This window comes from Leucobacter tenebrionis, from assembly GCF_019884725.1.
Classification (GTDB): Bacteria; Actinomycetota; Actinomycetes; order Actinomycetales; family Microbacteriaceae; genus Leucobacter; species Leucobacter tenebrionis.
On record NZ_CP082322.1, the window covers coordinates 2404008 to 2428060 of the forward strand.

A 24053-nucleotide genomic window follows, 5' to 3' on the forward strand; every position below is an offset into this window, starting at 1 on the left:
CCTGTTCCGTACCCCTGAGACCCTGCGACTCCGCGCAGGATGACGACCCGACCCTGCGTTTCGCTCGCGCAGGATGATGAACCCACCCAAGGAGAACCGTGAAGAAGACCACCATCCTCGCCGCCTCGGCCGTCGCGCTGCTCGGCCTCGGCCTGACCGCGTGCTCGGCCCCGTCTGAAGCCGCATCGGGCGAGGCCTCGGCCACCTGCCCCGACGGCAAGATCCGCTTCGGGATCCTGCCCTACGAGGATCCGGAGCGTCTCGAGCCCGCGTACCAGGTGCTCGCCGACGCCCTCTCCGAGAAGCTCGACTGCCCGGTCGAGGTGTCGATCACCGAGGACTACGCGGCCGAGGTGCTCGCCATGGAGAACGACCAGCTCGAGATCGCGCAGTTCGGACCGCTCGGCTTCGTGTTCGCGAACGAGCGCGCGGGCGCCACCGCGATGGCCTCCTTCGGCGACGCCGAGGGGAAGCCCACCACCTACACCGGCGGCATCTGGGTGGCGAAGGATTCGCCCGTGCAGACGATCGAGGATCTGAAGGGCAAGACCCTCGCGCTCGGCAGCCCCGGCTCGACCTCCGGCGACGCGCTGCCGATGTCGGCGCTCGTCGAGGCGGGCATCGAGGAGGACGTGCAGTGGGACTACGCGGGCGGCCACCCCGAGGCGCTGCTCTCGCTCGTCAACGGCACCGTGGACGCTGCGCAGATCAACTCGCAGACCCTCGCGACGGCGAAGGCGGAGGGCACGTTCGACGAGACGCAGTTCCGGCAGATCTGGGAGTCGGAGCCGATCCCGAACGATCCGATCACCGTGCGCGAGAATCTGCCGCAGGAGTTCCAGGACGCCGTGAAGGAGGCGCTGCTGAGCCTCGACACCGCGGCCGTCGAAGAGGTCAGCGGCTTCCTCGGTGTCGACCCCGCGGGTCCGCTGATCGAGGTGGACGACAAGACCTACCAGCCCCTCTTCGACCTGGCCGAGACCATGGGCCTCACCGAGGCGGACGTCTGATGAGCGCCGTCACCGTGCTCGGAAGCGCCGCCCCGGCCGGCTCGGGCGATCCCGCTCGGACCGGCAGCACCGCCGAGGTGCTGCTCGACGTGCGCGCCATCTCCAAGAGCTTCGGCGATCGCGTCGTGCTGAAGGACATGAGCATGCGCGTGCACGCCGGGGAGGTCGTCGCGTTCCTCGGCGCCAACGGCTCGGGCAAGTCGACGACGCTGCGCGCGGTGAACGGCCTCATCGAGGCGGATTCCGGCGATATCATGATCGCCGGAGTCCGCCTGGCGGAGGCGAGTTCGGCCCGCCGCGCCGAGGCCCGCCGCACCGCCGCCACCGTGTTCCAGAAGATCTACCTGGTGCAGCGCCGAACGGTGCTGCAGAACGTGTGCGCCGGCGGCTTCGCCCGGGTCTCCGGCTGGCAGTCGCTGCCACCGCTCTTCCCGCGCGAACTGAAGGAGGAGGCGCTGGCCTGCCTCGACCGGGTCGGACTCGCGGATCGCGCCTACGACCGCGCGGGCAGCCTCTCCGGCGGTCAGCAGCAGCGCGTCGCCATCGCGCGCGCCCTCTGCCAGCGCCCCCGCATGATCCTGGCCGACGAGCCCGTGTCCGCCCTCGACCCCAAAGCCGCCGACGATGTCATGAGCCTGCTGCACGAGCTCGCCGTCGAGGAGAATCTCGGCGTCGCCGCCGTGCTGCACCAGCCGCAGCTGGCCCGCAAGTACGCGCATCGCGTCATCGGCCTGCGCGACGGCGCCCTCGTCTTCGACGAGCCCACCGACGAGATCGATGACGCCGAGCTGGCGTCGCTCTACCTGTGAGGATCCACCCGTGACCGACACTCTCCCCGCGGCCCCCTCCACCCGCGCCTCGCAGCGCCCGCCCCGCGGGGCGATCCAGCGCATGCCGCTTCCGCGCGATCCGAAGGTCCCTTACCGGGCCGGTTCGTGGGCGGTCGTGCTCATCGTGCTCGTGGTGCTGCACCTCATGGCGTTCTCGGCCACCGAGTTCTACCCGGGCAAGCTCGTCACCGGCGCACAGGGCATGATGAACTTCCTGGCCGAGGCGATCCCGCCCGACCTCAGCGCAGACGTGCTGCGGGCCGGCATCGACGGCGCGCTGACGACCCTCTGGGTCGGCCTGCTCGGCACCACGATCTCGGTGCCCTTCGCCCTGCTGCTCGCCGTGCTCGGCGCCCGCACCACGACACCCAACGGCTTCGTCTACCAGGTCGCGCGCGGGATCCTCTCGTTCTTCCGCGCCGTGCCCGACATCGTGTTCGCCCTGATCTTCGTGACGGCGGTCGGCCTCGGCCCGTTCGCGGGCGTGCTCGCGCTGATCGCGCACAACACGGGCGTGATGGGCAAGCTCTGGTCGGAGGCGATGGAGGACATCGATCCCGGCCCCGAGCAGGCGCTGCGCACCGCGGGGGCCTCGCGCTGGCAGGTGGTCGCGAACGCGACGATCCCGACCGTGCTGCCCCAGCTCACGGGCCTGCTGCTCTATCGCTTCGACGTCAACGTGCGCTCGTCGCTCGTGCTCGGCCTCGTGGGTGCGGGCGGCATCGGCCTGCTCATCAACAAGGCCATCAAGACCTTCCAGTTCGACGAGATGCTGACCTACCTGATCATCATCCTCATCGTGATCGTCGCGGTCGACCTGGCCTCGGCCTGGATCCGCAAACGGTTGCAGTAGCGCCGGATCCGGCCCGCTCCACGACTCTCCCGTCTCCGCAATACTTCCGAACACAAGGAGAAGCATTCCTCATGCTGCACAGCTCATTCCGCCGCGCCATGCCCCGCACCATCGCAGGCGGCGCCCTGCTCGCTCTCGCGGGCGGCCTCGTCGTCGCCCCGACGCTCGCGGCCCCCGCCCTCGCCGCTCCGCCTCACACGCCGACCGTCGACGGCTCGACCACCGAACCTCAGTTCTGGTGGAACGGCTTCGAGGGATCCGTCTCGGACTGGCAGCAGTCGGGAGCCTCCGCGTGGGAGTTCATGGACCGCGAGGCCTCCAACAGCGCCTACGGCACGGACCGTCGCCACACCTTCACGCGGGCGTCGGGCACGATGGCGGTCGCCGAGTCGAAGAACGCCGCCTTCTCGGGCGCCCTCACCTCGGCGCCGATCAAGGTGTTCAAGGCCGGCGCCCTCGAGCTGCGCTTCGACAGCCACTACCTGAAGCGCGGAGCCGAGACGCAGAGCGGCACCGTGACCGCGATCTTCGACGGGAAGAAGCGCGTCGAGATCCACCGCTTCTCCGACGCGGACGAGGAATCGGCCCAGCCGCGGGTGCCGTTCACCGTGCCGAACGGCACGAAGACGGTGCAGTTCGAGTTCGCGTTCGAATCAGCAGCCGGCGGCGGATCGTGGCGCATCGACGACGTCGAGGTGGTGCGACCGCTCTCCGAGCTCGCCGCGGATGCGGCACCCCGCGCGGTGGTCGACGTGTTCAGCGACGTGCAGGGAGCGAACGCCAAGCTCGCCGGGCAGGTGATTCCCGGGCTGCGTGCGATGAGCCCGAGCGCGACGACGCTGCTGGCGAACGGCGACCTCACCGGAAACGGCACGGATAAGCAGTACGCCGACTACTTCGCGGCGCTGGATCCGGCGAAGGGCGACCAGTACGGAACGGTGGTCTCGACGATCGGCAACCACGAGTTCTACGGCGCGAACGGGTCCGAGAACTACATCGGGCGGTTCCTCGATCGCACCGGCATGCGCGCTCTCGGCGTCGACGGCGCGAACCCGGCGCACGCGGGCCTCTGGGGCGAGACGCTCGTCGACGGCGAACTGCCGCTGCTGTGGATCGGAAGCGAGTTCCACGACTATCCCGCGCAGACCGGCAACGGCCCGTTCGTCGAACTCAGCGACGAGCAGTTCACGTGGCTGAGCGACCGGCTCGCGCACTGGAAGTCCGAGGGCAAGCCGGTCGTGCTCGCATCGCACCACGTGTTCAACGACTCGGTGTCGGGAACCTACGCCAAGTTCTACCAGGGCGACTTCGGGGCCGACACGGAGCGGCTCGAAGCGCTGCTCGCCGACTACCCGAACGTGACCGTGCTCACGAGCCACACGCACTGGTCGCCGCTGCTGAACGACTGGAGCGTCGAGCAGCGCTTCGATCCCACCTCGAACCACGGGCCGACCATCGTGAACACCGCCGCCGTCACCACCCAGTACGGACCGAGCGGGGACTGGAACGAGAAGGCCGTCGGCGGCGCGGACCCGGTCGGCCTGCGGGTCGAACTGTTCGAGGACCGGCTGCGCGTGAGCTCGTACTTCTTCGGCGCCGACGCGCAGGGCAAGGAGATCAAGCACGTCGACGTCCCGCTCCCCGCGGGGCAGTGACGAGGCCGCTCAGTCCTCCGAGCCGTGACCGCGCGTGCAGCGGCCGGCGGGGCCGTCGATCCTGATGTCGTGAGCAGAGGCGTTGAAGCGGTGCAGGCCGGCGCGCAGCTGCTCGAGATCCTCGGCGCTCCAGTCGGCGAACCGCTCGTGGTAGGCGTGGGCCCACTGGCGACGGATGCGCTCGAGCAGTTCACCGGCATGGGCCGTCGCGGTGAGCAGGATCACGCGGCGATCCTCGGGCGACGCTTCCGCCTCGACGAGCCCGAGTTCGCGCAGCTTCGCGATCTGCCGGCTCACCACGGCCTTGTCCATGTCGAGCATCTGGCTGAGGGCGGTCGCCGTGACCGGCCCCTTCCTGAACACCAGCTGCAGCACGATCATGCCGACGCCCTTGAGCTCGCTGTCGACCTCCTGGGCGTAACTCGCCCAGTGGCTGCGGGCGAAGGCGAATACCTCCGAGAACTCCGAGATGATCTGCGAGACCCGCTCGTCCCTCGGTGAGGCGGCCGCCCCCGCACCGGGCGCATGCGCGTGCTCGTGCGCGTGCTTGTGCCCGTGCGCGGGGCGGCCGTTCTGAACCTCCATGATCGTTGAGCCTAGCGGGCCGTCGAGGGGCCGTCGTCGCCGTCTCGCCCGCCGCCCTCGGAGGTGATGACGGGGATCGATCCGGTGGCGACCCGCACCGCGTCGCCGAAGAGCTCGGCCCCGGCCGTGCTGCCCGCGTCGGACGGGGCGGCCTTCTCGCGCTGGCTCAGCTCGGAGATGCGCTCCGCGTTGCTCTTGTTGCTCAGCGGGATGTTGGGCAGGAAGATGATCGCGATGAGCGCGACGATCGCCACCGGGGCCGCGGCCAGGAAGATGTTGCCGATCGCGTGGCCGTACGACGACTCGACGACCTCGCGCACGGGCGCCGACAGGTCGGCGATCTTCGGGATCGCGTTGCTCTCCTGGAACTTCTGCAGATCGGCGATCACCGCGGGATCCGGGTTCTGCTGCATGAGGGCGCCGAGCTTGGTGAAGCCCTCCTTGAAGTAGTCGGCGACCTCGTGGGCGAGGATCGCACCCATCACCGAGATACCCGCGGTGCCGCCGATCGTGCGGAAGAACGTGACCGCCGAGGTGGAGGTGCCCATCTCGGCCGGATTGACCGTGTTCTGCACCACGAGCACGAGGTTCTGCATCGTCATGCCGACGCCCGCGCCGAGCACCGCCATCGACACCCCTACGTACCAGTAGGTCGTGTCGTACCGCAGCTGACCCATCATGACCAGGCCCGCGAGCAGCGCGACGGCGCCCGCGACCATGTAGCGCTTCCACTTGCCGGTGCGGGTGATGATCTGGCCCACGATCGTCGAGGAGAGCAGCACGCCCGCCATCATCGGCAGCGTCAGCAGGCTCGACTCGATGACCGAGCGACCGCGCGCGAGCTGCATGTACTGGCCGAGGAAGACCGCGGTGCCCATCATCGCGAGGCCCACCGCGATCGACGCGATCGACGCGAGGGTGAAGGTGCGGTTCGTGAAGAGCGTCATCGGGATGAGCGGCTCCTCGACCTTGAGCTCGACGAACACGGCGATCACGAGGGCGACGAGCCCGCCGCCGACCATCGCCGCCGTCTGCCACGACCACCAGTCGAAGTTGGAACCGGCGAGGGTCACCCAGATGAGCAGGCTCGAGAAGCCGAGCGAGATGAGCGCAGTGCCCCAGTAGTCGATCTTGACCTTCTGCTTGCGGGTGGGCAGGTGCAGCGTGCGCTGCAGCATGATGATCGCGACGATGGCGATGGGGGCCGCGACGTAGAAGTTCCAGCGCCAGCCGACGGTGTCGGTGAGGAGGCCGCCGAGCAGCGGGCCGCCCACGGTCGCGACGGCCATGATGGCGCCGAGGATGCCCATGTACTTGCCGCGCTCGAGCGGGCTGATGATCTCGGCGAGCACGATCTGGGCGAGCGCGCCCAGGCCGCCGACGCCGATGCCCTGGAAGACGCGGCAGGCGATGAGCCACGTCGGATCCTGCGCGAAGCCGGCGAACGCCGAGGCGAGGATGAAGACGATGAGGGCGACCTGCAGCAGCACCTTCTTGCTGGTCAGGTCGGCGAGCTTGCCCCAGATCGGGGTCGAGATCGCGCTCGCGAGCATCGTCGCGGTGACCACCCAGGTGAAGGCGGCCTGCGTGCCGCCGATGTCGGCGATGATGATCGGCATCGAGGTGCCGACGACGTTCATGGCGAGCATGGAGACGAAGTTGGCGAGGAAGAGCCCGGCGAGCGCGAGGTTCTTCGCTCGGCCGGTGAGCAGCCCCGTCTGGGGGGCTTGCTGGGAGGGCTGTGACATCTGGGTCCTTATGGGAATGTGCGTTGCGTGAGATCGGTCGGCGGGGACTCCGTGAGCGAGCCGCCGAGGGGGCGCGGGATCGGAATCCCACGCCCCCTCTTTGTTGACGAAGATCAACTATATGTCAATGGTTGATTTTCGTCAACCATTTGCGGGTTTCGTTTCGGGCGCGACCCAGCCGAGGTACGGATTTCGCGGCGTCGAGCGCGAGCGGCCGTGCGAAATCCGTACCTCGCGGGGTCGGATCCCTCGGCGGGATCCTTCCTTCCTTCCTCCTTCCTCCTTCCTCCTTCCTCCTTCCTCCTTCCTCCTTCCTCCTTCCTCCTTCCTCCTTCCTCCTTCCTCCTTCCCTTCTTCCCTCCTTCCCTTCCTTCCTCTAACTGCACCGATCGACGTTCGAGCATCGAAGATCCCGCAATCGGGGTGCTTGAGCGTTGATCGGTGCCGGAGGCGGGATGGCAGAGATGCGGGGCGGGATGGAAGAGGGATCCGGGCCCGGGTAAAGAGGATGCAGCGCAGGGCGACAGTGGGTGGCGCGGCGAGCAGGGCGGGGCGAGAGGCACGGGCGGCAGTAGGGCAGAATGGAGGGCATGACTCTCGAGAGCGGCAGCATCAGGATCGGCGTCATCGGAGGCGGGCAGCTCGCGCGCATGATGGTGCCCCCGGCGATCCACCTGGGGCTGCGCATCAGCGTGCTCGCCGAGGCCGAGGGATCGAGCGCGGCCCGCGCCGCCGATGCCGTGGGCGATTACCGCGATCCCGAGACGGTCTACGCCTTCGCCGACACCGTCGACGTGGTCACCTTCGATCACGAGCACGTGCCGGGCGAGATCCTGCGCGAGCTCGAGCGCCGCGGCAAGGCCGTGCATCCCAGGCCCGACGCGCTGCAGTTCGCGCAGGACAAGATCCTGATGCGCGAGAAGCTGGGGGAGTTGGGCGTGCCGATTCCGGCGTGGGCCGCCGTTGAGGACGAGGCCGAGCTGCAGAGCTTCATCGACGACAACGGGGGCCGCGCGGTCGTGAAGACCGCCCGCGGCGGCTACGACGGCAAGGGCGTGCGTGTGGTCTCCGACGCGGTCGAGGTGCGCGACTGGTTCACCGCTCTGGCTGAGGATGGTCACGGGGGCCGCCTGCTCGTCGAAGAGCTCGTCGATTTCACGCGCGAGCTGTCGCAGCTGGTGGCGCGCCGCCCCAGCGGGGAGACGCGCACGTGGCCGGTGGTCGAGACGATCCAGCGCGACGGCGTCTGCGCCGAGGTGATCGCCCCGGCGCCGGTGCAGAACGCTGCGACACTCGACGAGGCCGCGCGCATCGGCGCGATCGTCGCCGAGGGCGTGCAGGTGACGGGGGTGCTCGCGGTCGAGATGTTCGAGACGCGCGACGGCCGCGTGCTCGTCAACGAGCTGGCGATGCGACCGCACAATTCGGGCCACTTCTCGATCGAGGGATCCGTGACGAGTCAGTTCGAGCAGCACTTGCGCGCCGTCGCCGATCTGCCGCTGGGCGACACCTCGATGGCCGCGCCCGCGGCGGTGATGGTCAACGTGCTCGGGGGGCCGGCGGAGGGGCCTATGCCGGTGCGCTACGCCGAGGCGCTGGCGGCTCATCCTCGCGCCAAGATCCACAGCTACGACAAGCAGCCCCGCCCGGGCCGCAAGGTCGGCCACGTCACCGTGACGGGCGACGATCTCGAGGCGGTGCTCGCCGAGGCGCGCGCCGCTGCTGCCGCCTTCGAGTAGGCCAGTTCGCGGCCGCCACCGCTGCTGTGGCGCGTCAGCGGCGAGAGCGCGCGTGCTCCCTCAGCAGGCGGATGCGCAGCTCGCGAGCGGTGCTCATATGGGCGCTTGCAAGCTGCCGTGCGCGCTCCGGATCACGCGCGTCGATCGCCGCGACGATGGCCTCGTGCTCGTCGAGGGATTCGGCCCAGCGGTCGCCGACCGAGAGCGTCGAGTGGGGAGCGTTCGTCAAGTGGAATTGCAGCCGCTCGAGCAGCTCGACGAGCACCGGGTTGTGAGCCGCCCGCCACAGCGCGGCGTGGAACTCGAGGTTCGTCTCGATGCGCTGCGCATCGCTCGGGCGATCGAGGGTGCGATCCCGCGCGATGAGACTCTCGAGCTCGACCAGGTCGCTCAGTTGACGATGCTCCGCGGCCTCGGCGGCGGCCTCGCCCTCGAGCGCGATGCGGACGTTGTAGGTGTTCAGGATGCGTTCGGGATCCGGGGCGGTCACCCGCAGTGTGCGCCCGTCCCGCTCGACGAGTCCGTAGCCCTCGAGCTTCGTCAGCGCCTCGCGGATCGGGGTCCTCGAGACGCCGAACCGCTCGGCCAGCGCGACCTCGCGCATCGGGGCACCGGGCTCGAGCGCTCCGGTCACGATCTCGGTCCGCAGTGCGCGGACGAGGCTGTCGGGATCGTGCGGAGGCATATCGACTCGTTTCTACGGAAGGCCGCGCGAGACTTCGAGGGCGAATGCCGGGCGCGACGGCGGGTTGCGGCCGAGAGGGCACGTTCAATTCTCGCGCACGGCGGCGGGAATAGCGGCGTGCACTCGCGGATGCCGTAAAGCGCGGAGCCGGGAACCGGCTCCGCGCACCGCCCCTCAGACCCCCGGTCACCCTCAGGCGATCGAACCGGCGCGACGGCCGAACACGCAGCCCGCTGCGAGGCCCGAACCTCCGGGGTAGTTGTTGCTGAACAGCCCGCCGAGCATCTCGCCCGCGACCAGCAGGCCCGGGATCGCGTTCCCCTGCTCGTCGAGCACTCGACCCGAGGTGTCGGATTTCAGGCCGCCGAAGGTGAACGTGATGCCGCAGGTCACCCCGAATGCGTAGAAGGGGCTGGTCTCGATGGCCGCCGCCCAGTTCGACTTGGGCGGCTCGACGGCGGCCCGGCGCCCGTCCTTCACGGTGGGATCGAAGGGCTTGCCGCGGTCGATGGAGTCGTTGAAATTCCGCACGGTCGTGCTGAGCGCGGCCGGATCGATCCCGATCTTGACCGCGAGCTCCTCGATCGTGTCCGCCACCTCGACCGAGATGCCGGGCATGTCGTATTCCTCCGTTCGCAGCTGGGGGCGCAGCTCGGCGTCGAAGATCTGGTAAGCGACCGAACCTGGCTGACGCAGGATCTCGCGGCCGTACTTGGCGTAGGTGTAATTGCGGAAATCGGCTCCCTCGTCGAGGAACCGCTCGCCCTCGCGGTTGACGATGATGCCGAGCGGGTAGCTCTGGCGGGTGAGGCGGTTGGTGAGCTCTCGGTTCGACTCGTTCTGCGCCGTGAACGCATCCCACTGCACGGAGTGGCAGCTGTTCCAGTCGCCTCCGCGGGCGGCGCCGATCTCGAGCCCTGCGCGGATCATGTCGCCCTGGTTGTAGGGGGTGCCGCGCACCTTCGCGTTCTCCCACCCGGCGCCGAGGTGCTCCTCGCGCATGGAAGCGCTCGACTCGAAGCCGCCCGCGGTGAGCACGACCGACTCCGCGCGCACCTCCACCCGCTCCGAACCGTGCTCGGCGCGCACGCCGACGACCCGGCCGTCCTCGACGATCAGTTCGGTGGCCCGGTGAGCGTAGCGGATATCGACGCCCGCATCGAGGGCGACCCGGGTGTGATCGGCGATGAGGCCCTCGCCCCCGCCGACGTTGCCCACGTGGAGCCCGCCCCAGAACAGGTACGAGCCGTCGGCGCGCGAGTAGGCCTGGCGTTCGTACATGAGGCGGTATTTCAGTCCCTTGGAGTGCAGCCACTTGAGGGCGTCTGCGGCCTCCGAGACGAGCACCTCGGTGAGTTCGGGATCGTTGCGCCCCTCGGTGACCTTCTCGAGGTCCGCGCGGTACTCGTCCGCGCTGTACGGGGGAACGATCGTCGAGTCCCAGCGCTCGTCGGGCTCGAGCCAGGCGCGCAGATCCTCCAGTCCGTCGTGGGTGATGCGCGTGGCCCCCGCGGTGTAGAAGCTGTTGCCTCCGGCCATGTCGGCGGCTCCCGCTTCGAGCAGCACGACGCTGCGGCCGCGCTCGGCTGCGGCGTGCACCGCGGTGAATCCGGCGTTGCCGCCGCCGACCACGACAACGTCGGTGGTGAGGACTTCAGTCATGCGAACCTCCATCGAGAAATGATTGTATACCAATGTATACAATAGATCGGATGCGGGCGCAACACGGGCCTCGTCAGAGCCTCAGGATCTGTCGGCCCCGGGTGGGGCGGTTCGAGATCGCCCGGTCCGGCGCGGCCCTCACTCCTCGAGGCGGTACTCGTGCTGCGGGCGCCCGGTTTCGCCGTAGCGGGGCTGCATCCTGACGACGCCCTCGTTCACGAGCTGCTCGAGATACCGCCGTGCGCTGACGCGCGACAGCCCGGTCGCCTCTGATACGTCCAGAGCCGTCGCGGGCTCGGCGCTGTCCGTCAGAGCGTCGAGCACGCGCTGGCGGGTCGCGGGGTTCATTCGCTTCGCCCCATCCCGCCCGGAGCCGCCCGCGTCGCGACCGAGCAGCACGTCAACCTGCGCCTGGGTGACGCGACTGAGTCCGCCCAGTCGCCGTCGCTCGCGCACTCTGGCGGCGTAGGCGATCAATCGCGTGCTGAACTCGTCGCGGGTGAACGGCTTGAGCAGGAAGTCGGCGACTCCCAGGGAGACCGCCTGCTCGATGAGCGTCGGTTCGTTCGCCGCGCTGACCATCATGACATCGACGAGGCATTGGGGGTCGGAGCGAATCCGCCGTAGCAACTCGATGCCTGAGGCGTCGGGGAGGTACAGGTCGAGCAGCACGAGGTCGATGCCGCCCGCTCGAATGCTGCCGAGGGCGTCGCCGGCGGTGAGTTCGCTCCCCACAGCCGCGAAGCCGGGGGTGCGCTCAAGGAACGCGGTGTGCATCCGCGCCACGGCGAAGTCGTCGTCGACGATCAGTGTGCGGATGTCGTTCACGCCGTTTCTCCTCTGTGATCCTCGGTCGTCCCGTTCCGCTCGCGCGCGTCGGTCCCGGCAAGGGAGACTGGCGAATCGGACCCGCTTGAGGAACCGGGCAGCGGCAGCGCCGCGATGACGCTGCCGCCGCCGAGATCCGACGCGCCGAACTCGAGCCGACCGCCCCGACCCGACACAGCCCGGTTCACGGAGTCGAGTCCGATGCCGTGTCGCGCGCCGTCCTCCTTCGTGGTGACGCCCCGGCGCAGGAGGCCTCCGGGATTGTCGCCGAACCCTGGTCCGTCGTCGTCCACGCGGATCTGCAGTACGCCCGCCTCCTCGTCGCCGCTCAGCAGCAGTCGCACCGTTCCCCCGAAGCCAGTCGCCTCGACGGCGTTGTTGACGAGGTTGGCGACGACGAGCAGATCCTCGTCGAACACCGGCCAGTCGGAGGCGACGCTGCTCGAGCCCTCGAGTTCGAGCGTCACGTGCTCTCGCGCGGCGACGCCGATGCGGGCCGAGATGAACGCGGCCAGCACCGGCACCTCGATAGACGGCACCGGGCGGAGATCCTGCGCGCTCTCGAGGTATGAGCGCGCCTCGTCGTACTCGCCGAGCTCGATCAGCCCGGCGACGAGGTGCATCCGGTTCTCGAACTCGTGCGCCTCGATGCGCAGCAGTTCGGCCTCGGCGCGTTCGGCCTGCAGGCGCGCGGCCGCGCGGTCCAGCTCAGTGCGGTCGCGCAGGGAGACCATGCGCCCGACCGGCCGATCGCAGTGACGCACCTCGGCGGCCTGGGCATACACGTTGAAGTCGCCGAGTCGGCGCAGATGGGCGTGGTGCGATTCGGCCCCGTCCGCGAGGATATCCCGGATACTGGCGGGCAGTACCCGCGCCTCCTCGCCGATCAGCGCCTCGGCGGCTTCGGGGTCGAGGCCGAGCAACCGCGCGGCCTCGGCGTTCACGAGCTGGATTCGCCCGGCGGTATCGACCGTCACGACGCCCTCGTGCCCGCTCGCCATCACCGCCTGGTGCGCTTGCAGCAGCGACACCAACTGCTCGGGCTCCACGCCGTAGAGCTCGCGGCGCAGCCAGCGGGCGATGAGCCAGGCCAGCAGCGCCCCGAGCAGGATCGAGCCGAGCGACGCCAGCGCGATCGGCAGGCTCTGAGCGAGCGCCTGGTGGCGGATCTCGCTGACGAGTTCCCCGACCGAGATCGTACCGACAACCTCGCCGTTCTCGGCGGTGATCGGGAGTTTGACGCGGTAGGTGACCCCCTGCGGGCCGGTTTCGACGCCGCGGAACTCGGCGCCGTCGCGGATCGGGCCGTGATCGCTCGATACCGGCTCGCCAACCCGTTCGGGATCGACGTGCGCCACGCGGATGCCGTTGAGATCGGCGACCGTGATGTATTGGAAGCCCGAGGCGGTGAGCGCGGCATCGACGATCGGCTGGATCTCGCCCGAGGGATCCTCCCCCTGCATGGCCGAGATCACCACGGGGAGTCGACGGATCGTGTCGGCGACATCCTGGATGCGCTGCTCGGCGGCCGATTCCGCCTCTCCCACCGCGCGCATCACCCCCACGCCGGCGACGAGCGCTACGGTGATCGCGACCACCGCGAGCTGTACTCCGACGAGCGCACCCGAGAACGGCCGCGCTGTGCGCGATGAGGTCATGTCGTGTCCTTTCTGCGACCGAAACGACCAAAAGTGATTTTTGTGGCCGTAATCGGATGATCGGGGTGGGCGCTTCGTAGAGTGTGAGGGCGCCGGCAACGCAGCCTGCGTGCAACTGTAACTCTTTGTATGCAGTTGTATCCATACAACGACGGAGTTATCTTGGGCAAAGTCATACGAAGAACCGTTCTCGTCGCGGTCCTCGCGGTCACCGCGGTGTTCGGTTTCGGCAACGCCATCAGCACCGCATCGCAGTCCACCGTCCGCTCCAGCCTCACCATTCTCGCACCGGCGGCTCCGGGCGGCGGCTGGGACGGCTTCTCGCGCACCACGCAGCAGGCGCTGCGCAGCGAGGGCGTGGTCGCGAACGTGCAGGTGGTCAACGTGCCCGGCGCCGCCGGCACGATCGGTCTCGCGCAGTTCGTGCAGATGGAGGGCCGCAACGACATCCTCATGGCAACGGGAGGCGTGATGGTCGGCGGGATCTCGGTGTCGAAACCGAAGGAATCGTTCGATGATGTCACGCTCATCGCTCGCGTCGCCGACGACTACACGGCCCTCGTGGTGCCGGCCTCGAGCGATATCGAGACCCTCGAGGAGTTCATCGAGGTGTGGAAGGCGGATCCCACCGGTACCTCGTTCGCCGGGGGATCGCTCGGCTCGATCGACCACCTCGTCACCGGCTTGCTCGCCCGCGAGATCGGCATCGACCCCGTGATGGCGAACTACATCGCCTACTCCGGCGGGGGCGAGGCGCTGGGCGCGATGCTCTCGGGCACCACTACCGCGGGGATGTCGGGCTACAACGAAGTCGCCGGCCAGATCGAGTCGGGCGAGCTGCGCCTGCTCGCGATCTCCGCGCCCGAGCCCGTCGAGGGCATCGACGCGACGACCTTCGTGGAGGCCGGATACGACGTGACGATGACCAACTGGCGCGGCTACGTCGCACCGCCCGGGATCTCGGATGCGGAGCGGCAGGAGCTGCTCGACATCCTCACCGAGATGCACGACACCGAGGCCTGGACCGAGGCCCTGGAGCGCAACTCGTGGACCGACTCCTGGCTCACCGGCCCGGAGTTCGAGGAGTTCGTGCGCTCCGAGCAGGAAGACGCCGACTCGATCGTGAAGGAGCTTGGACTGTGACCACCACGACCAGGGACCGCGCGAAGTCGCGGCCTCGCACAATCAGATGGGGCGACCTGCTGGTCGCCGCCATCGGGCTCGGGATCGCCGCTGTGCTGTTCGCGGGCGTTGCCACCATGGAGGTGCGCGGGCAGTCGGTCCCCGGCCCCCAGTTCTTCCCCCTCATCGTGGCGATCCTTCTTGCCGCCGTGAGCGGGTTCCTGCTGCTGCGCGCGGCGATTCCCGCGAAGCGGGTCGAGGAGCACGACGACATCCGCCCCGACATCTCGCGGGAGATGCTCATCGACGTCTCTCACACCAGCACCCAGCTCATTGACCTGGAGCGCGACCACCAGCGCGAGTCGGAGGCCGACGCCGCGGGGTCCGCCGCGGGCGACGACAGTCCCGGCGATCTCGACTGGAGGGCGCTGCTCATCGCCGCCGCCTCTATGGCCGGATTCATCGTCCTCCTGCCGGTGCTCGGGTGGATCATCAGCTGCACGCTGCTGTTCGCGGGGGTGACCCTCGCGTTCGGCTCGAAGCGGATCTGGTTCAACCTCGCCATCGGCCTCTTCATCGGGGCACTGGTGCAGCTCGTCTTCAGCGGTCTGCTCGGCCTCGCGCTGCCGGCCGGCTTCATCGGAGGGATTTAGTTATGGAACAGCTCGACCTGCTGATGCAGGGATTCGCGTCGGCGATCACGCCGATGAACATGCTCTGGGTTCTGATCGGCGCCGTTATGGGGACGGCCGTGGGGGTGCTGCCCGGCCTCGGCTCGTCGATGGCCGTGGCGCTGCTGCTGCCGGTCACCTTCAGTCTCGACCCGGTCGCGGCGTTCATCATGTTCGCGGGCATTTACTTCGGCGGCATGTTTGGCGACTCGACCGCGGCGATCCTGCTCAACACCCCGGGGCAGTCGTCGGCGATCGCGTCGACGTTCGAAGGGCACCGCCTCGCCAAGAGCGGGAGGGCGGGGCAGGCGCTCGCGACCGCGGCGATCGGCGCGTTCGTGGGCGGCCTGCTGGCCACGATCCTCACGGTCTTCCTCATCCCCTATCTCACGAAGCTGGCGACGATCTTCGGCCCGGCCGAGTACTTCGCGCTCGCGGTGTTCGCGTTCCTCGCGGTCTCGAGCGTGGTATCGGAATCGGTCGTCAAGGGGCTCATCGCTCTCGGCATCGGCCTCGCACTGACGCTCGTGGGCATCGACGGTCCCTCGGGCACCGAGCGGTTCACGTTCGGCGTGCCCGACCTGCTGGACGGCTTCTCGATCGTCACGATCACCGTCGGACTCCTCGCCCTCGGCGAGGTGCTGAGCGTGGCGTCGAAGGCCCGCAGCGGAGCGCATCAGAAGCTTCAGCAGCAGAGGCGCGTGTTCCTGCCGTGGAGCGACTTCAAGTCGACGCTGCCGGCGTGGCTGCGCGGAACCGCCTTCGGGCTCCCGTTCGGTATCATCCCCGCGGGCGGAGCGGAGGTGCCCACGTTCCTCGCATATGGCACCGAGAAGTCGCTCGCGAAGCGCCGCGGCGACACGACCTTCGGCACCACCGGCTCGCTGCGCGGTCTGGCGGCACCCGAGGCTGCGGGCAACGCGACGACTGGCACCGCGATGGGAACGCTGCTCGCGCTCGGCCTGCCCGTGTCTACGACCGCGGCGATCATGCTGGCGGCCTTCCAGCAGTACGGCCTGCAGCCCGGCCCGCTGCTGTTCACAAACAACGCCGATCTGGTGTGGACGCTGCTCGCCTCCCTGTTCATCGGACTCGTGGTGCTGCTGGCGCTCAACCTCTTCCTCGCCGGCTGGTGGGGCAAGCTGCTCGATGTGCCGGAGCACTACCTGTACGCCGGCATCACCGTTCTCGCCATGCTCGGCGTCTACGCCGTCGGCTCTTCGGTGACCGACCTCTGGGTGCTGTTCGCGGTCGGAGTGCTCGGCTTCGTGATGCGGCGCTACCGCGTGCCGCTCGCCCCGGTCATGATCGCGGTCGTGCTGGGACCGCTCGCGGAGACTGAGCTGCGCCGAGCGCTCGCCGTCTCCGAAGGCGACGTGTCGGTGCTCTGGGGCTCGCCGTTCACCATCGGCCTCTACAGCCTGCTGGCGATCGCGCTGATCGTCTCGGCCGTGCAACACCTGCGCGCCCGCCGGCGCGCGGCGCTCGCCGCGAAGACGGAAGCGATCCGGGTGGTCGCGACCGAGACCGAGGACGCACGCTAGCGCGCCGCGTCGACGTGTTCGGTTAGGAGATCCGCGCCCACGCGGGCGAATGCTCGATTATCGTCCGTTTGGGTGCGGATCTCCTACTTGGAGAGGAGGAGAAGTGGAGGGCTGGAAGGCTGGATGGCTGGAGGGCTGGAGAAGCGGAGGAGCGGAGGGATCGCCCGCTACGATTGACCCCATGAGCGAGACCGCAGCGCCCCTCGTCGGCGTGATCATGGGCAGTGACAGCGACTTCTCGGTGATGGCCGATGCGGTGCAGGTGCTGAAGGACTTCGGCATCGCGCACGAGGTCGAGGTGGTGAGCGCGCACCGCACCCCCGAGAAGATGGTGAGTTACGCGCGCGAGGCCGCGGGCCGGGGCCTGCGCGTGATCATCGCCGGGGCCGGCGGCGCGGCGCACCTTCCCGGCATGGTGGCCTCGATGACCACTCTGCCCGTCGTGGGCGTGCCGGTGCCGCTCGCGAAACTCGACGGGCTCGACTCGCTGCTGTCGATCGTGCAGATGCCCGGCGGCATTCCCGTGGCGACGGTCAGCATCGGCGGGGCGAAGAACGCCGGTCTGCTCGCAGCGCGCATCCTGGGCGCGAGCGACCCCGATCTCGCGCGGCAGCTGGATGCCTATGCTCAGCAGCTCACCGACATGGTGGAGACCAAGAACGCGGCCTTGCAGGCTCGTATCGCGGCCGAATAGGCGGGTCGCATCGTGGCGGGAGCCGACGGCGAAGATCTCCGTGCCGAGGCCGGCAGCCCGCGCTATCGCCGCGCCCTGATCGCTCTCTTCTGCGCGGGTCTCGCGACCTTCGCGCAGATGTATTCCCCGCAGGGCATACTGCCGGATCTGGCCCGCGACTTCGGCATCTCGGCCGGGCAGTCGTCGTGGGCCGTGGGAGCCGCGACGATCGGGGTGGCGATCGGCGTGCTGCCCTGGGCGAGGCTCTCCGACCGCATCGGGCGGGTGCGGGCGATGCGGATCGCGATGGCCTCGGCCATGGTCGTGGGGCTGGCGACCCCGTTCATCCCGAGCTTTGCGTGGTTCATCGCGGCGCGCTTCACGGAGGGGCTGCTGCTGGCCGGTCTCGCGGCGATCGCGGTGACCGCCATCGGGGAGACGGTGCATCCGCGAGCGCTCGGCTCGGCGGTGGGCACCTATATCGCGGGCACCACGATCGGCGGGCTGGTCGGCCGTATTCTCGCGGCGGTGGTGGCGGATCACGGCGACTGGCGGTGGGGCATGAGCACGGTCGCGGTGCTCGCCGCCGCAGCCACGGTCGTGTTCCTCGTGCGGATCCCGCCCACCGCCGTCCCCGCTCGCGGCGGGCTGCCGATCCTCGCCGCGACCCTCGCCAATCTGCGCACGCCGGGTGTGATGGTGCTCGTGGCGCAGGCCTTTCTGCTGATGGGCGGCTTCGTCGCGACGTACAACTACCTCGCCTTCCGGCTGCAGCACGAGCCGTTCGGGCTCTCGCTCGCGCAGACGGCGTGGATCTTCCTGGCGTATCTCGCGGGCGCCGCGTCTTCGCGCTGGGTGTGGGGCGTTACGCGGCGGATCCCTCCGACCGGCACGCTCGTCGGCTGCGCGGGCATCATGCTCGCCGGGCTCGCGCTGACTCTTTCGAGCGTGCTGCCGGTGGTGGTCGTCGGCCTCGTGCTCTTCACCGGGGCATTCTTCGCCGCGCACACGATCGCGAGCGGGCTCATCAATCGGCGCGCCGGGGCCGGGCGCAGCCTCGCGCCGCCGCTCTACAACCTCGGCTACTACGCCGGTTCGAGCGTGCTCGGGTGGCTCGGCGGCCTCGCGTTCGGCGCCGGAGGATGGTGGGCGACCGTGGGGTTCGTCGCGGCGGCGACCGCGCTCGCGGCGTTCATCGCGTGGTGGTACGCGCGGTCGAGGGGCGGGATCGCCGCCGTCGACGACCCCCGGCGCTGAGGCTCAGAGGTTGGCGTGCGTCTCCCACAGCTGCCAGGCCGCGCTGCGCCAGCTGAAGCTGCGGCCGCGGTCGCGGGCGAGCACCGAGAGCTGAGCGAGTGCGTCCGAGTCGCGGAAGAGCCGACTGTACTCGGCGGCGAAGGGGCCCGGCTCCTCGGCTGCAACACCGGCGTCGAGCACCAGTTCGGCCGTCGCCTCCTGGTCGGCGTGCAGCACGGGCACGCCGGCGCTGAGCGCACCGAGCACGGTGTATCCGGTATCGGAGTAGGTCTGCGGCTGCAGCAGCACAGAGGCCCCGCCGAGCACGGCGCCGACGTCCGCGAGCTCGCGGGGCTTGACCACCAGCACCCGGTTCTGCAGCTCAGCAGGCACGGCGACTTCGGAGACCCGCTGCTCCTTCTCCTTCCCGTTCGCCGGGGGCCTGGGATCGAGCCCGTCGAGCACGACCAGCGTCGGGAGCGAGGGATCGGCGCGCAGCGCGTCGAACAGCCACTCGAGGCGGCCGAACTCGCCGGGCATCGCGGTGGTCAGCGCGTAGCGCTCGGGGAGCTCGAGCGCGGCACGCCGGTCGGCCGCGTCGTCGCCTGCCAGGTATTCAGCGGGCGGCGAGAGGGGGAGCACCTGCACGGGCAGGTGCTCGCCGTACTGGCGCTGCAGCACGCGCGCGGTGGCGTGCGTCGGAGTGAGCAGCACGTCGGCGAGTTTGACGGCGCGGCGCGTGAACGCCCTGAAGAGCCGTGCCTGGGTGCTGCCGAGCAGCGACGGCGCCTCCCATGCGAGGATGTGCGGAATTGTGACCGAGGTCTGCGAGCCGTCGTCATCGCCGCGGGAGCGCAGCGGGAGCATCGGGGTGAGGGCGTGCACGAACTCGCCGTCGAGCGGGCGGGCCGTCGTGCCGCTCTGCCAGACGTAGGGCAGCATGCTCGCCCGGATCGGCAGCTGGTCGACGCGGATCAGCGGTGAGCGGAACTCTGGCTGGTCGCCGCCGCGGGCGACGAGGAAGCGGGCGCTGCAGCTGCGCGGGGCGGTGGCGGCGACCGCGTCTGCGAGCTCGCGCGCCGCAGCCGACTGCGCGGGGGCCTCCCAGTCGGGGAAGGGCTCTGCGATAAGGGTCAGCGTAGCCATACCGTCTCCCCTCAGTGCGTCCCCTGCGGCTGATCCGCACGCGTCTGGACTCATGCTACTTGAGGGCTCCCGGGGAAAACCCGGGAGACTCATGGGCGAGTTGGGCGTCAGGCGTCGCCGTAACCAAAATGTGACCTTCGGGGCCTTCTGACGGCCTCCCGCAGGTTCGCCCCAGTAACCTAGGGGCATGCGTGTATTGCTGACCGGCGGCGCCGGATACATCGGTTCCCACACCGCCCTGGTGCTGCTCGAGCGCGGGCACGAGGTCGTCGTGCTCGACGATTTCTCGAACAGCAGCCCGGAAGCCGTGCGCAGGGTCGAGCAGCTGACGGAGCGCGAGATCCCGATCATCGAGGCTGATCTCGCCGACCGCGAAGCAGCCGCAGCCGCGCTCGCGGGCGTCGACTTCGAGGCCGTCATCCACTTCGCCGGGCTCAAGTCGGTCGGCGAATCGGTGGTGCAACCCACCCGCTACTACCGCGTCAACATCGACTCGACGCTCGTGCTGCTCGACCTCATGCGCGAGCGCGGCGTCGAGAAGCTGGTGTTCAGCTCGTCCGCCACGGTGTACGGCGACCCCGAGACGGCTCCCATCGACGAGTCGCATCGGGCGGGGGTGGGCCTCACCAATCCCTACGGCTGGTCGAAGTTCATGAACGAGCAGATCATCCGCGACACGCACACGGCATGGCCCGAGCTCGCGGCGGTGCTGCTGCGCTACTTCAACCCGGTCGGCGCGCACCCCTCGGGGCGCATCGGCGAGGATCCCTCGGGGATCCCGAACAACCTCATGCCGTTCATCGCGCAGGTGGCGGTCGGCAAGCGCGAGAAGCTCAGCGTGTTCGGCGACAGCTACCCGACCCCCGACGGCACCGGTGTGCGCGACTACATTCACGTGATGGATCTCGCCGAGGGGCACGTCGCAGCGCTCGAGCGCATCGAGGCGGGCATCGAGACCTACAACCTCGGCTCCGGCGTCGGATCGAGCGTGCTCGAGGTGGTGCGGGCCTTCGAGGAGGCCTCCGGGCGGCCGGTGCCGTACGCCGTCGCACCGCCGCGGCCGGGCGACGTCGCCGAGGTCGTGGCCGATCCCCGCCGCGCGAACGAGCGCCTCGGCTGGAGCACGACCCGTGACCTCGCCGAGGCCTGCCGGGACTCGTGGGCCTGGCAGTCGGCCAACCCGGGCGGCTACGGCGCATGAGCCTCGACCTCGAGCGGCCCCTGCGCAATCCCGATCTCTCAGCCGGGCCGCTGATGAGCAAGCGAGCCCGGTGGCTCGTCGTGCTCGGGTTCCTGCTGCCGGGCAGCGCGCAGGTACTCGCGGGCAGCCGCAGGCTGGGGCGGCTCGGGCTGATCGCGACCTTCGTGCTGCTCGCGGGCGGCGTTGTGGCGCTCCTCGGCCTGCTGGTGGCGAGGGTCGCGACGCTGTCGTTCTTCACGAACGACATCGTGCTGCTCGTGGTGCAGATCCTGCTGTTCGCCTACGCGGTGCTCTGGCTGGTGCTCGGGATCGACACGCTGCGCCTGACCCGGCTCGTGCGGGTGCCGCGCAACTGGCGCGCCCCGGTGGCGATCCTCTCGGTGATCCTCACCCTCGTGCCGGTCGCGGGAGCCGGCTGGGCCGGCTCGGCGGTGGGGGCGGGTCGCAGCCTGCTGAGCGGGCTCTTCCAGGGCGCCCCCGCGGTGGAACCGGTCGACGGCCGCTACAACATCCTGCTGCTCGGCACCGACGCGGGCGCCGATCGCGAGGGGCTGCGCCCGGACAGCATCTCCCTGGTGAGCGTCGACGCGAAGACGGGCCAGTCGGCGATCATCGGCCTGCCGCGCGAACTCGCGGAGGTGCCGTTCGCCGAGGGGTCTCCCATGCAGCAGATGCACCCGTACGGATTCGGCGTCGCGCCGAACGAGTTCGGCGACTGGGGCGGCTGCGCGGTCGAGCGCTGCATCCTCAACGGCGTCTACGCCGAGGGAGAGCTGTTCTACCCCGAGCTCTACCCCGACGCGGTGTCGCGCGGCTCCTCGCCGGGCATCGAGGCGACGAAGGACGCGGTGACCGGTGCGACCGGTCTGCAGGTGCAGTTCTACGTCCTGGTGAACATGGACGCCTTCGAGAGCCTCATCGACGCGCTCGGCGGTGTGACGATCGAGGTGCCCGAGCCGCTGCCCGTGGGCGGCCGCATCGACGAGTACACGGGCGAGCTGGTCGACGTGGAGTGGTGGATCGAGCCGGGCGTGCACACCGTCGACGGCTACACCGCCCTCTGGTTCGCGCGCTCCCGCTACGGCTCGGCGGGCGGCGACTACGCGCGCATGGAGCGTCAGCGCCAGCTGCAGGCGGCGATCCTCGACCAGATGAATCCCAGCAATGTGCTGCTGCGCTTCCAGGAGGTCGCTTCGGCCGGCACGCAGCTGGTGCAGACCGACATCCCCGACTCGATGCTCGGGCGCTTCGTTGACCTCGCCTCCAAGGCTCGCGAGCACAGCCCGGTGAACGTCGAGCTGGTACCGCCCGCGATCGATCCCGAGGCCCCCGATTACGCCGCTGTGCAGCAGCTCGTGGCGCAGGGGATCGCCGAGGCGTCGCCGCCGGAGGAGTCCGCGGAGTAGGCGAGGGCGGTCCTTCCGCCTTCTCACGGGGCGGCCAGCCGCCTCGGATGAACGATCGGTAAACTCGTGCCACTGTGACGAGTGAAGACCGCGATGCCGTTCCGTCGACGGCGCCGCCCGCGCAGGGAGAACCGCTGAGCGCCGCGACTCCGGCAGCCCCGAGTCGCCGTTCGCGTCTCCTCTGGGGCGTTGCCATCGTCGGCTTCTGGCTGCTCGTGCTGACCGGGGCGATCCTGATCGGCGCGGCGCTGTGGGTGCTGCGCACGTTCGGGCCGCTCTCGGTCGACCAGCTGCTCATGAACATCCCCGGCGGCGAGGGCGCGGGCGGTGACGGGCTCGTGCGCGGCGCCGTCGTATCGATCCTGCTCATCCCGGCCGGCATCGTGCTCGTGCTCGCACTGCTGTGCGAGAAGTCGCGGCGCGAGCTGCGGCGCGGCGGAGTGCTGCGCCCCCGCTGCAGACGGGTGCTGCTGCGCGGGATCGCCGCTGTGCTGGCCGTGGTCGTGCCCGTCGGCGGCGCCGTGGCCTTCGGCTCCACCATCGGGGCGGGAGCGTACCTGCAGTCGTACGCGCGCGAGGCCTCGGGGGAGGCGACCCTCGCCGACTACTACGTCGTTCCGCGGTACGGGATGGCCGCGAACACCCAGGGCGGCCCGGGCATGCGCTCGGACCCGAGCGGAGCGTCGGAGCGACGCAACCTCGTGGTCATCTACCTCGAGTCCGTCGAGGACTCCTTCTCCGACGACCGCACCTTCGAGAAGAACATGCTCGAGCCGGTGCAGCAGGCCACCGCGGGCTGGGATTCGATCCCGAGCTTCCGGCAGTACGACGGCGGGGGCTGGACCATGTCCGGCATCGTGAGCACGCAGTGCGGGATCCCGCTGCGCACCGCCGGCTCGCTCGCGGACGCGACGACGCTCAACAGCATCGGCGCCGACGGGGCCACCCCTGAGAGCTACCTGCCGGGCGCCACCTGCCTGGGCGACGTGCTCGCGCGCGAGGGGTACCGCAACGTCTTCATGGGCGGCGCCGACGCGAGCTTCGCGGGCAAGGGCAGCTTTCTCGAGACGCACGGCTACGACGAGGTGCACGACCTGCGGGAGTGGCGCGAACTCGGCGAGACCGAGGTGCGCGACGACTGGGGGCTCTCGGACCGCCGGCTGTTCGAGCGCGCGCGTGAGGAGGTGACGCGGCTGCACGAGCAGGAGCAGCCCTTCAACCTGACCATGCTGACGCTCGACACGCACGAGGGGCCGCGCGTCTACGAGTACTGCGACTGGGACACCGAGGTGGCGATGACCTCGATCACATCGTGCTCGATGCAGCAGGTCGCCGGGTTCGTCGATTACCTCGACGAGACGGGGGTGCTCGAGGACACCACGGTCGTGCTGATGGGCGACCACCTGAAGATGATCGCCGAGGGCGGCAGCTTCTGGGAGGAGTTGAAGGATCGCGAGGATCGCACCATCTTCAACCGGATCCGGACCCCCGAGGGCGTCGAGATCGTGCGCGACGACATCGACCAGTTCAGCATGTACCCGACGCTGATCGAGCTGGCGGGCATCGAGCTCGAGGATCACCGGGCCGGTGTGGGGGTGTCGGCGCTCGCGGGGCCGGAGGACGTGCCGCCCGGCACGATCCTCGATCTCGATGCGCAGGAGTATCGCGCCCTCGTGAAGTCGCGCGCAGCGGAGTTCTACCGCGAGCTGTGGGGCGAGTGACGGCCGGCGCCCGCAGGATGACGAGCACACGCGCAGGATGACGACCTCGGAACAACCTCGCGCGCTCAGGGGCCTGCTCG

Annotated in this window: 20 protein-coding genes; 13 read left to right on the forward strand and 7 right to left on the reverse strand. The window is 69.6% G+C overall.

The window, feature by feature from the left end; genetic code table 11:
• The first annotated feature begins 98 nt into the window (after positions 1-98).
• The 4 genes from KVY00_RS11045 (at position 99) to KVY00_RS11060 (ending at position 4348) form a co-directional block, all read left to right on the forward strand.
• On the forward strand, positions 99-1010 hold the full coding sequence (locus KVY00_RS11045; protein ID WP_223043004.1) for a phosphate/phosphite/phosphonate ABC transporter substrate-binding protein: 912 nt from the start codon (positions 99-101) through the stop codon (positions 1008-1010).
• Positions 1010-1819, forward strand: a complete 810-nt coding sequence (locus KVY00_RS11050) for a phosphonate ABC transporter ATP-binding protein (protein WP_255572611.1) — start codon at positions 1010-1012, stop codon at positions 1817-1819. The genes KVY00_RS11045 and KVY00_RS11050 overlap by 1 nt, the downstream gene beginning before the upstream one ends.
• Positions 1820-1829: 10 nt before the next feature.
• Complete coding sequence (phnE, locus tag KVY00_RS11055) at positions 1830-2693, forward strand: phosphonate ABC transporter, permease protein PhnE (RefSeq protein ID WP_255572612.1); 864 nt, start codon at positions 1830-1832, stop codon at positions 2691-2693.
• Positions 2694-2764: 71 nt separating this feature from the next.
• The gene (locus tag KVY00_RS11060) at positions 2765-4348 is read left to right on the forward strand and encodes a metallophosphoesterase family protein (RefSeq protein WP_223043005.1); all 1584 of its coding nucleotides are present in this window, start codon (positions 2765-2767) and stop codon (positions 4346-4348) included.
• A gap of 9 nt (positions 4349-4357) precedes the next feature.
• Here KVY00_RS11060 and KVY00_RS11065 read toward each other — a convergent pair whose 3' ends face one another.
• Both KVY00_RS11065 and KVY00_RS11070 read right to left on the reverse strand, forming a co-directional pair.
• Complete coding sequence (locus tag KVY00_RS11065) at positions 4358-4933, reverse strand: MarR family winged helix-turn-helix transcriptional regulator (RefSeq protein ID WP_223043006.1); 576 nt, start codon at positions 4931-4933, stop codon at positions 4358-4360.
• A gap of 11 nt (positions 4934-4944) precedes the next feature.
• Positions 4945-6681, reverse strand: coding sequence for a DHA2 family efflux MFS transporter permease subunit (locus KVY00_RS11070; RefSeq protein WP_223043007.1), 1737 nt, complete (start codon positions 6679-6681; stop codon positions 4945-4947).
• 590 nt (positions 6682-7271) lie between these two features.
• Between KVY00_RS11070 and KVY00_RS11075 the strand changes: the two genes are divergently transcribed.
• Complete coding sequence (locus KVY00_RS11075; protein ID WP_223043008.1) at positions 7272-8420, forward strand: 5-(carboxyamino)imidazole ribonucleotide synthase; 1149 nt, start codon at positions 7272-7274, stop codon at positions 8418-8420.
• A 34-nt stretch (positions 8421-8454) separates the two neighbouring features.
• Here the strand turns inward: KVY00_RS11075 and KVY00_RS11080 are convergent, their stop codons facing one another.
• From KVY00_RS11080 to KVY00_RS11095, 4 genes are all read right to left on the reverse strand, one after another.
• Positions 8455-9105 (reverse strand): GntR family transcriptional regulator, encoded by a 651-nt coding sequence (locus KVY00_RS11080; protein WP_223043009.1) that lies wholly within the window; start codon positions 9103-9105, stop codon positions 8455-8457.
• 192 nt (positions 9106-9297) lie between these two features.
• On the reverse strand, positions 9298-10767 hold the full coding sequence (gene tcuA / locus KVY00_RS11085; RefSeq protein WP_223043010.1) for an FAD-dependent tricarballylate dehydrogenase TcuA: 1470 nt from the start codon (positions 10765-10767) through the stop codon (positions 9298-9300).
• Positions 10768-10905: 138 nt separating this feature from the next.
• Positions 10906-11595, reverse strand: a complete 690-nt coding sequence (locus KVY00_RS11090) for a response regulator (RefSeq protein ID WP_223043011.1) — start codon at positions 11593-11595, stop codon at positions 10906-10908.
• A complete protein-coding gene (locus KVY00_RS11095; RefSeq protein WP_223043012.1) occupies positions 11592-13253 on the reverse strand; it encodes an ATP-binding protein in 1662 nt (553 codons plus the stop codon). The genes KVY00_RS11090 and KVY00_RS11095 overlap by 4 nt, the downstream gene beginning before the upstream one ends.
• A 162-nt stretch (positions 13254-13415) precedes the next feature.
• Between KVY00_RS11095 and KVY00_RS11100 the strand changes: the two genes are divergently transcribed.
• The 5 genes from KVY00_RS11100 (at position 13416) to KVY00_RS11120 (ending at position 18520) form a co-directional block, all read left to right on the forward strand.
• On the forward strand, positions 13416-14396 hold the full coding sequence (locus tag KVY00_RS11100; RefSeq protein WP_223043013.1) for a Bug family tripartite tricarboxylate transporter substrate binding protein: 981 nt from the start codon (positions 13416-13418) through the stop codon (positions 14394-14396).
• Positions 14393-15028 (forward strand): tripartite tricarboxylate transporter TctB family protein, encoded by a 636-nt coding sequence (locus tag KVY00_RS11105; RefSeq protein WP_223043014.1) that lies wholly within the window; start codon positions 14393-14395, stop codon positions 15026-15028. The genes KVY00_RS11100 and KVY00_RS11105 overlap by 4 nt, the downstream gene beginning before the upstream one ends.
• A 2-nt stretch (positions 15029-15030) precedes the next feature.
• Complete coding sequence (locus KVY00_RS11110) at positions 15031-16590, forward strand: tripartite tricarboxylate transporter permease (protein ID WP_223043015.1); 1560 nt, start codon at positions 15031-15033, stop codon at positions 16588-16590.
• A 181-nt stretch (positions 16591-16771) separates the two neighbouring features.
• Positions 16772-17284, forward strand: coding sequence for a 5-(carboxyamino)imidazole ribonucleotide mutase (purE, locus tag KVY00_RS11115; RefSeq protein ID WP_223043016.1), 513 nt, complete (start codon positions 16772-16774; stop codon positions 17282-17284).
• Between the two features lie 12 nt (positions 17285-17296).
• Positions 17297-18520 carry an MFS transporter gene (locus KVY00_RS11120; RefSeq protein ID WP_255572613.1) on the forward strand — a complete coding sequence of 408 codons (1224 nt, stop codon included), beginning with the start codon at positions 17297-17299 and terminating at the stop codon, positions 18518-18520.
• A 3-nt stretch (positions 18521-18523) separates the two neighbouring features.
• Here the strand turns inward: KVY00_RS11120 and KVY00_RS11125 are convergent, their stop codons facing one another.
• A complete protein-coding gene (locus KVY00_RS11125; RefSeq protein ID WP_223043017.1) occupies positions 18524-19645 on the reverse strand; it encodes a glycosyltransferase family protein in 1122 nt (373 codons plus the stop codon).
• 187 nt (positions 19646-19832) lie between these two features.
• On the opposite strand from KVY00_RS11125, the gene galE reads away from it, so the two are divergent.
• The 3 genes from galE to KVY00_RS11140 all read left to right on the forward strand — a co-directional run bounded on the left by galE (position 19833) and on the right by KVY00_RS11140 (position 23973).
• Positions 19833-20846 carry a UDP-glucose 4-epimerase GalE gene (galE, locus tag KVY00_RS11130; RefSeq protein ID WP_223043018.1) on the forward strand — a complete coding sequence of 338 codons (1014 nt, stop codon included), beginning with the start codon at positions 19833-19835 and terminating at the stop codon, positions 20844-20846.
• Positions 20843-22252 carry an LCP family protein gene (locus KVY00_RS11135; protein ID WP_223043019.1) on the forward strand — a complete coding sequence of 470 codons (1410 nt, stop codon included), beginning with the start codon at positions 20843-20845 and terminating at the stop codon, positions 22250-22252. Before galE ends, KVY00_RS11135 begins: the two co-directional genes overlap by 4 nt.
• 74 nt (positions 22253-22326) lie before the next feature.
• On the forward strand, positions 22327-23973 hold the full coding sequence (locus tag KVY00_RS11140) for an LTA synthase family protein (protein ID WP_223043020.1): 1647 nt from the start codon (positions 22327-22329) through the stop codon (positions 23971-23973).
• Positions 23974-24053: the final 80 nt, after the last annotated feature.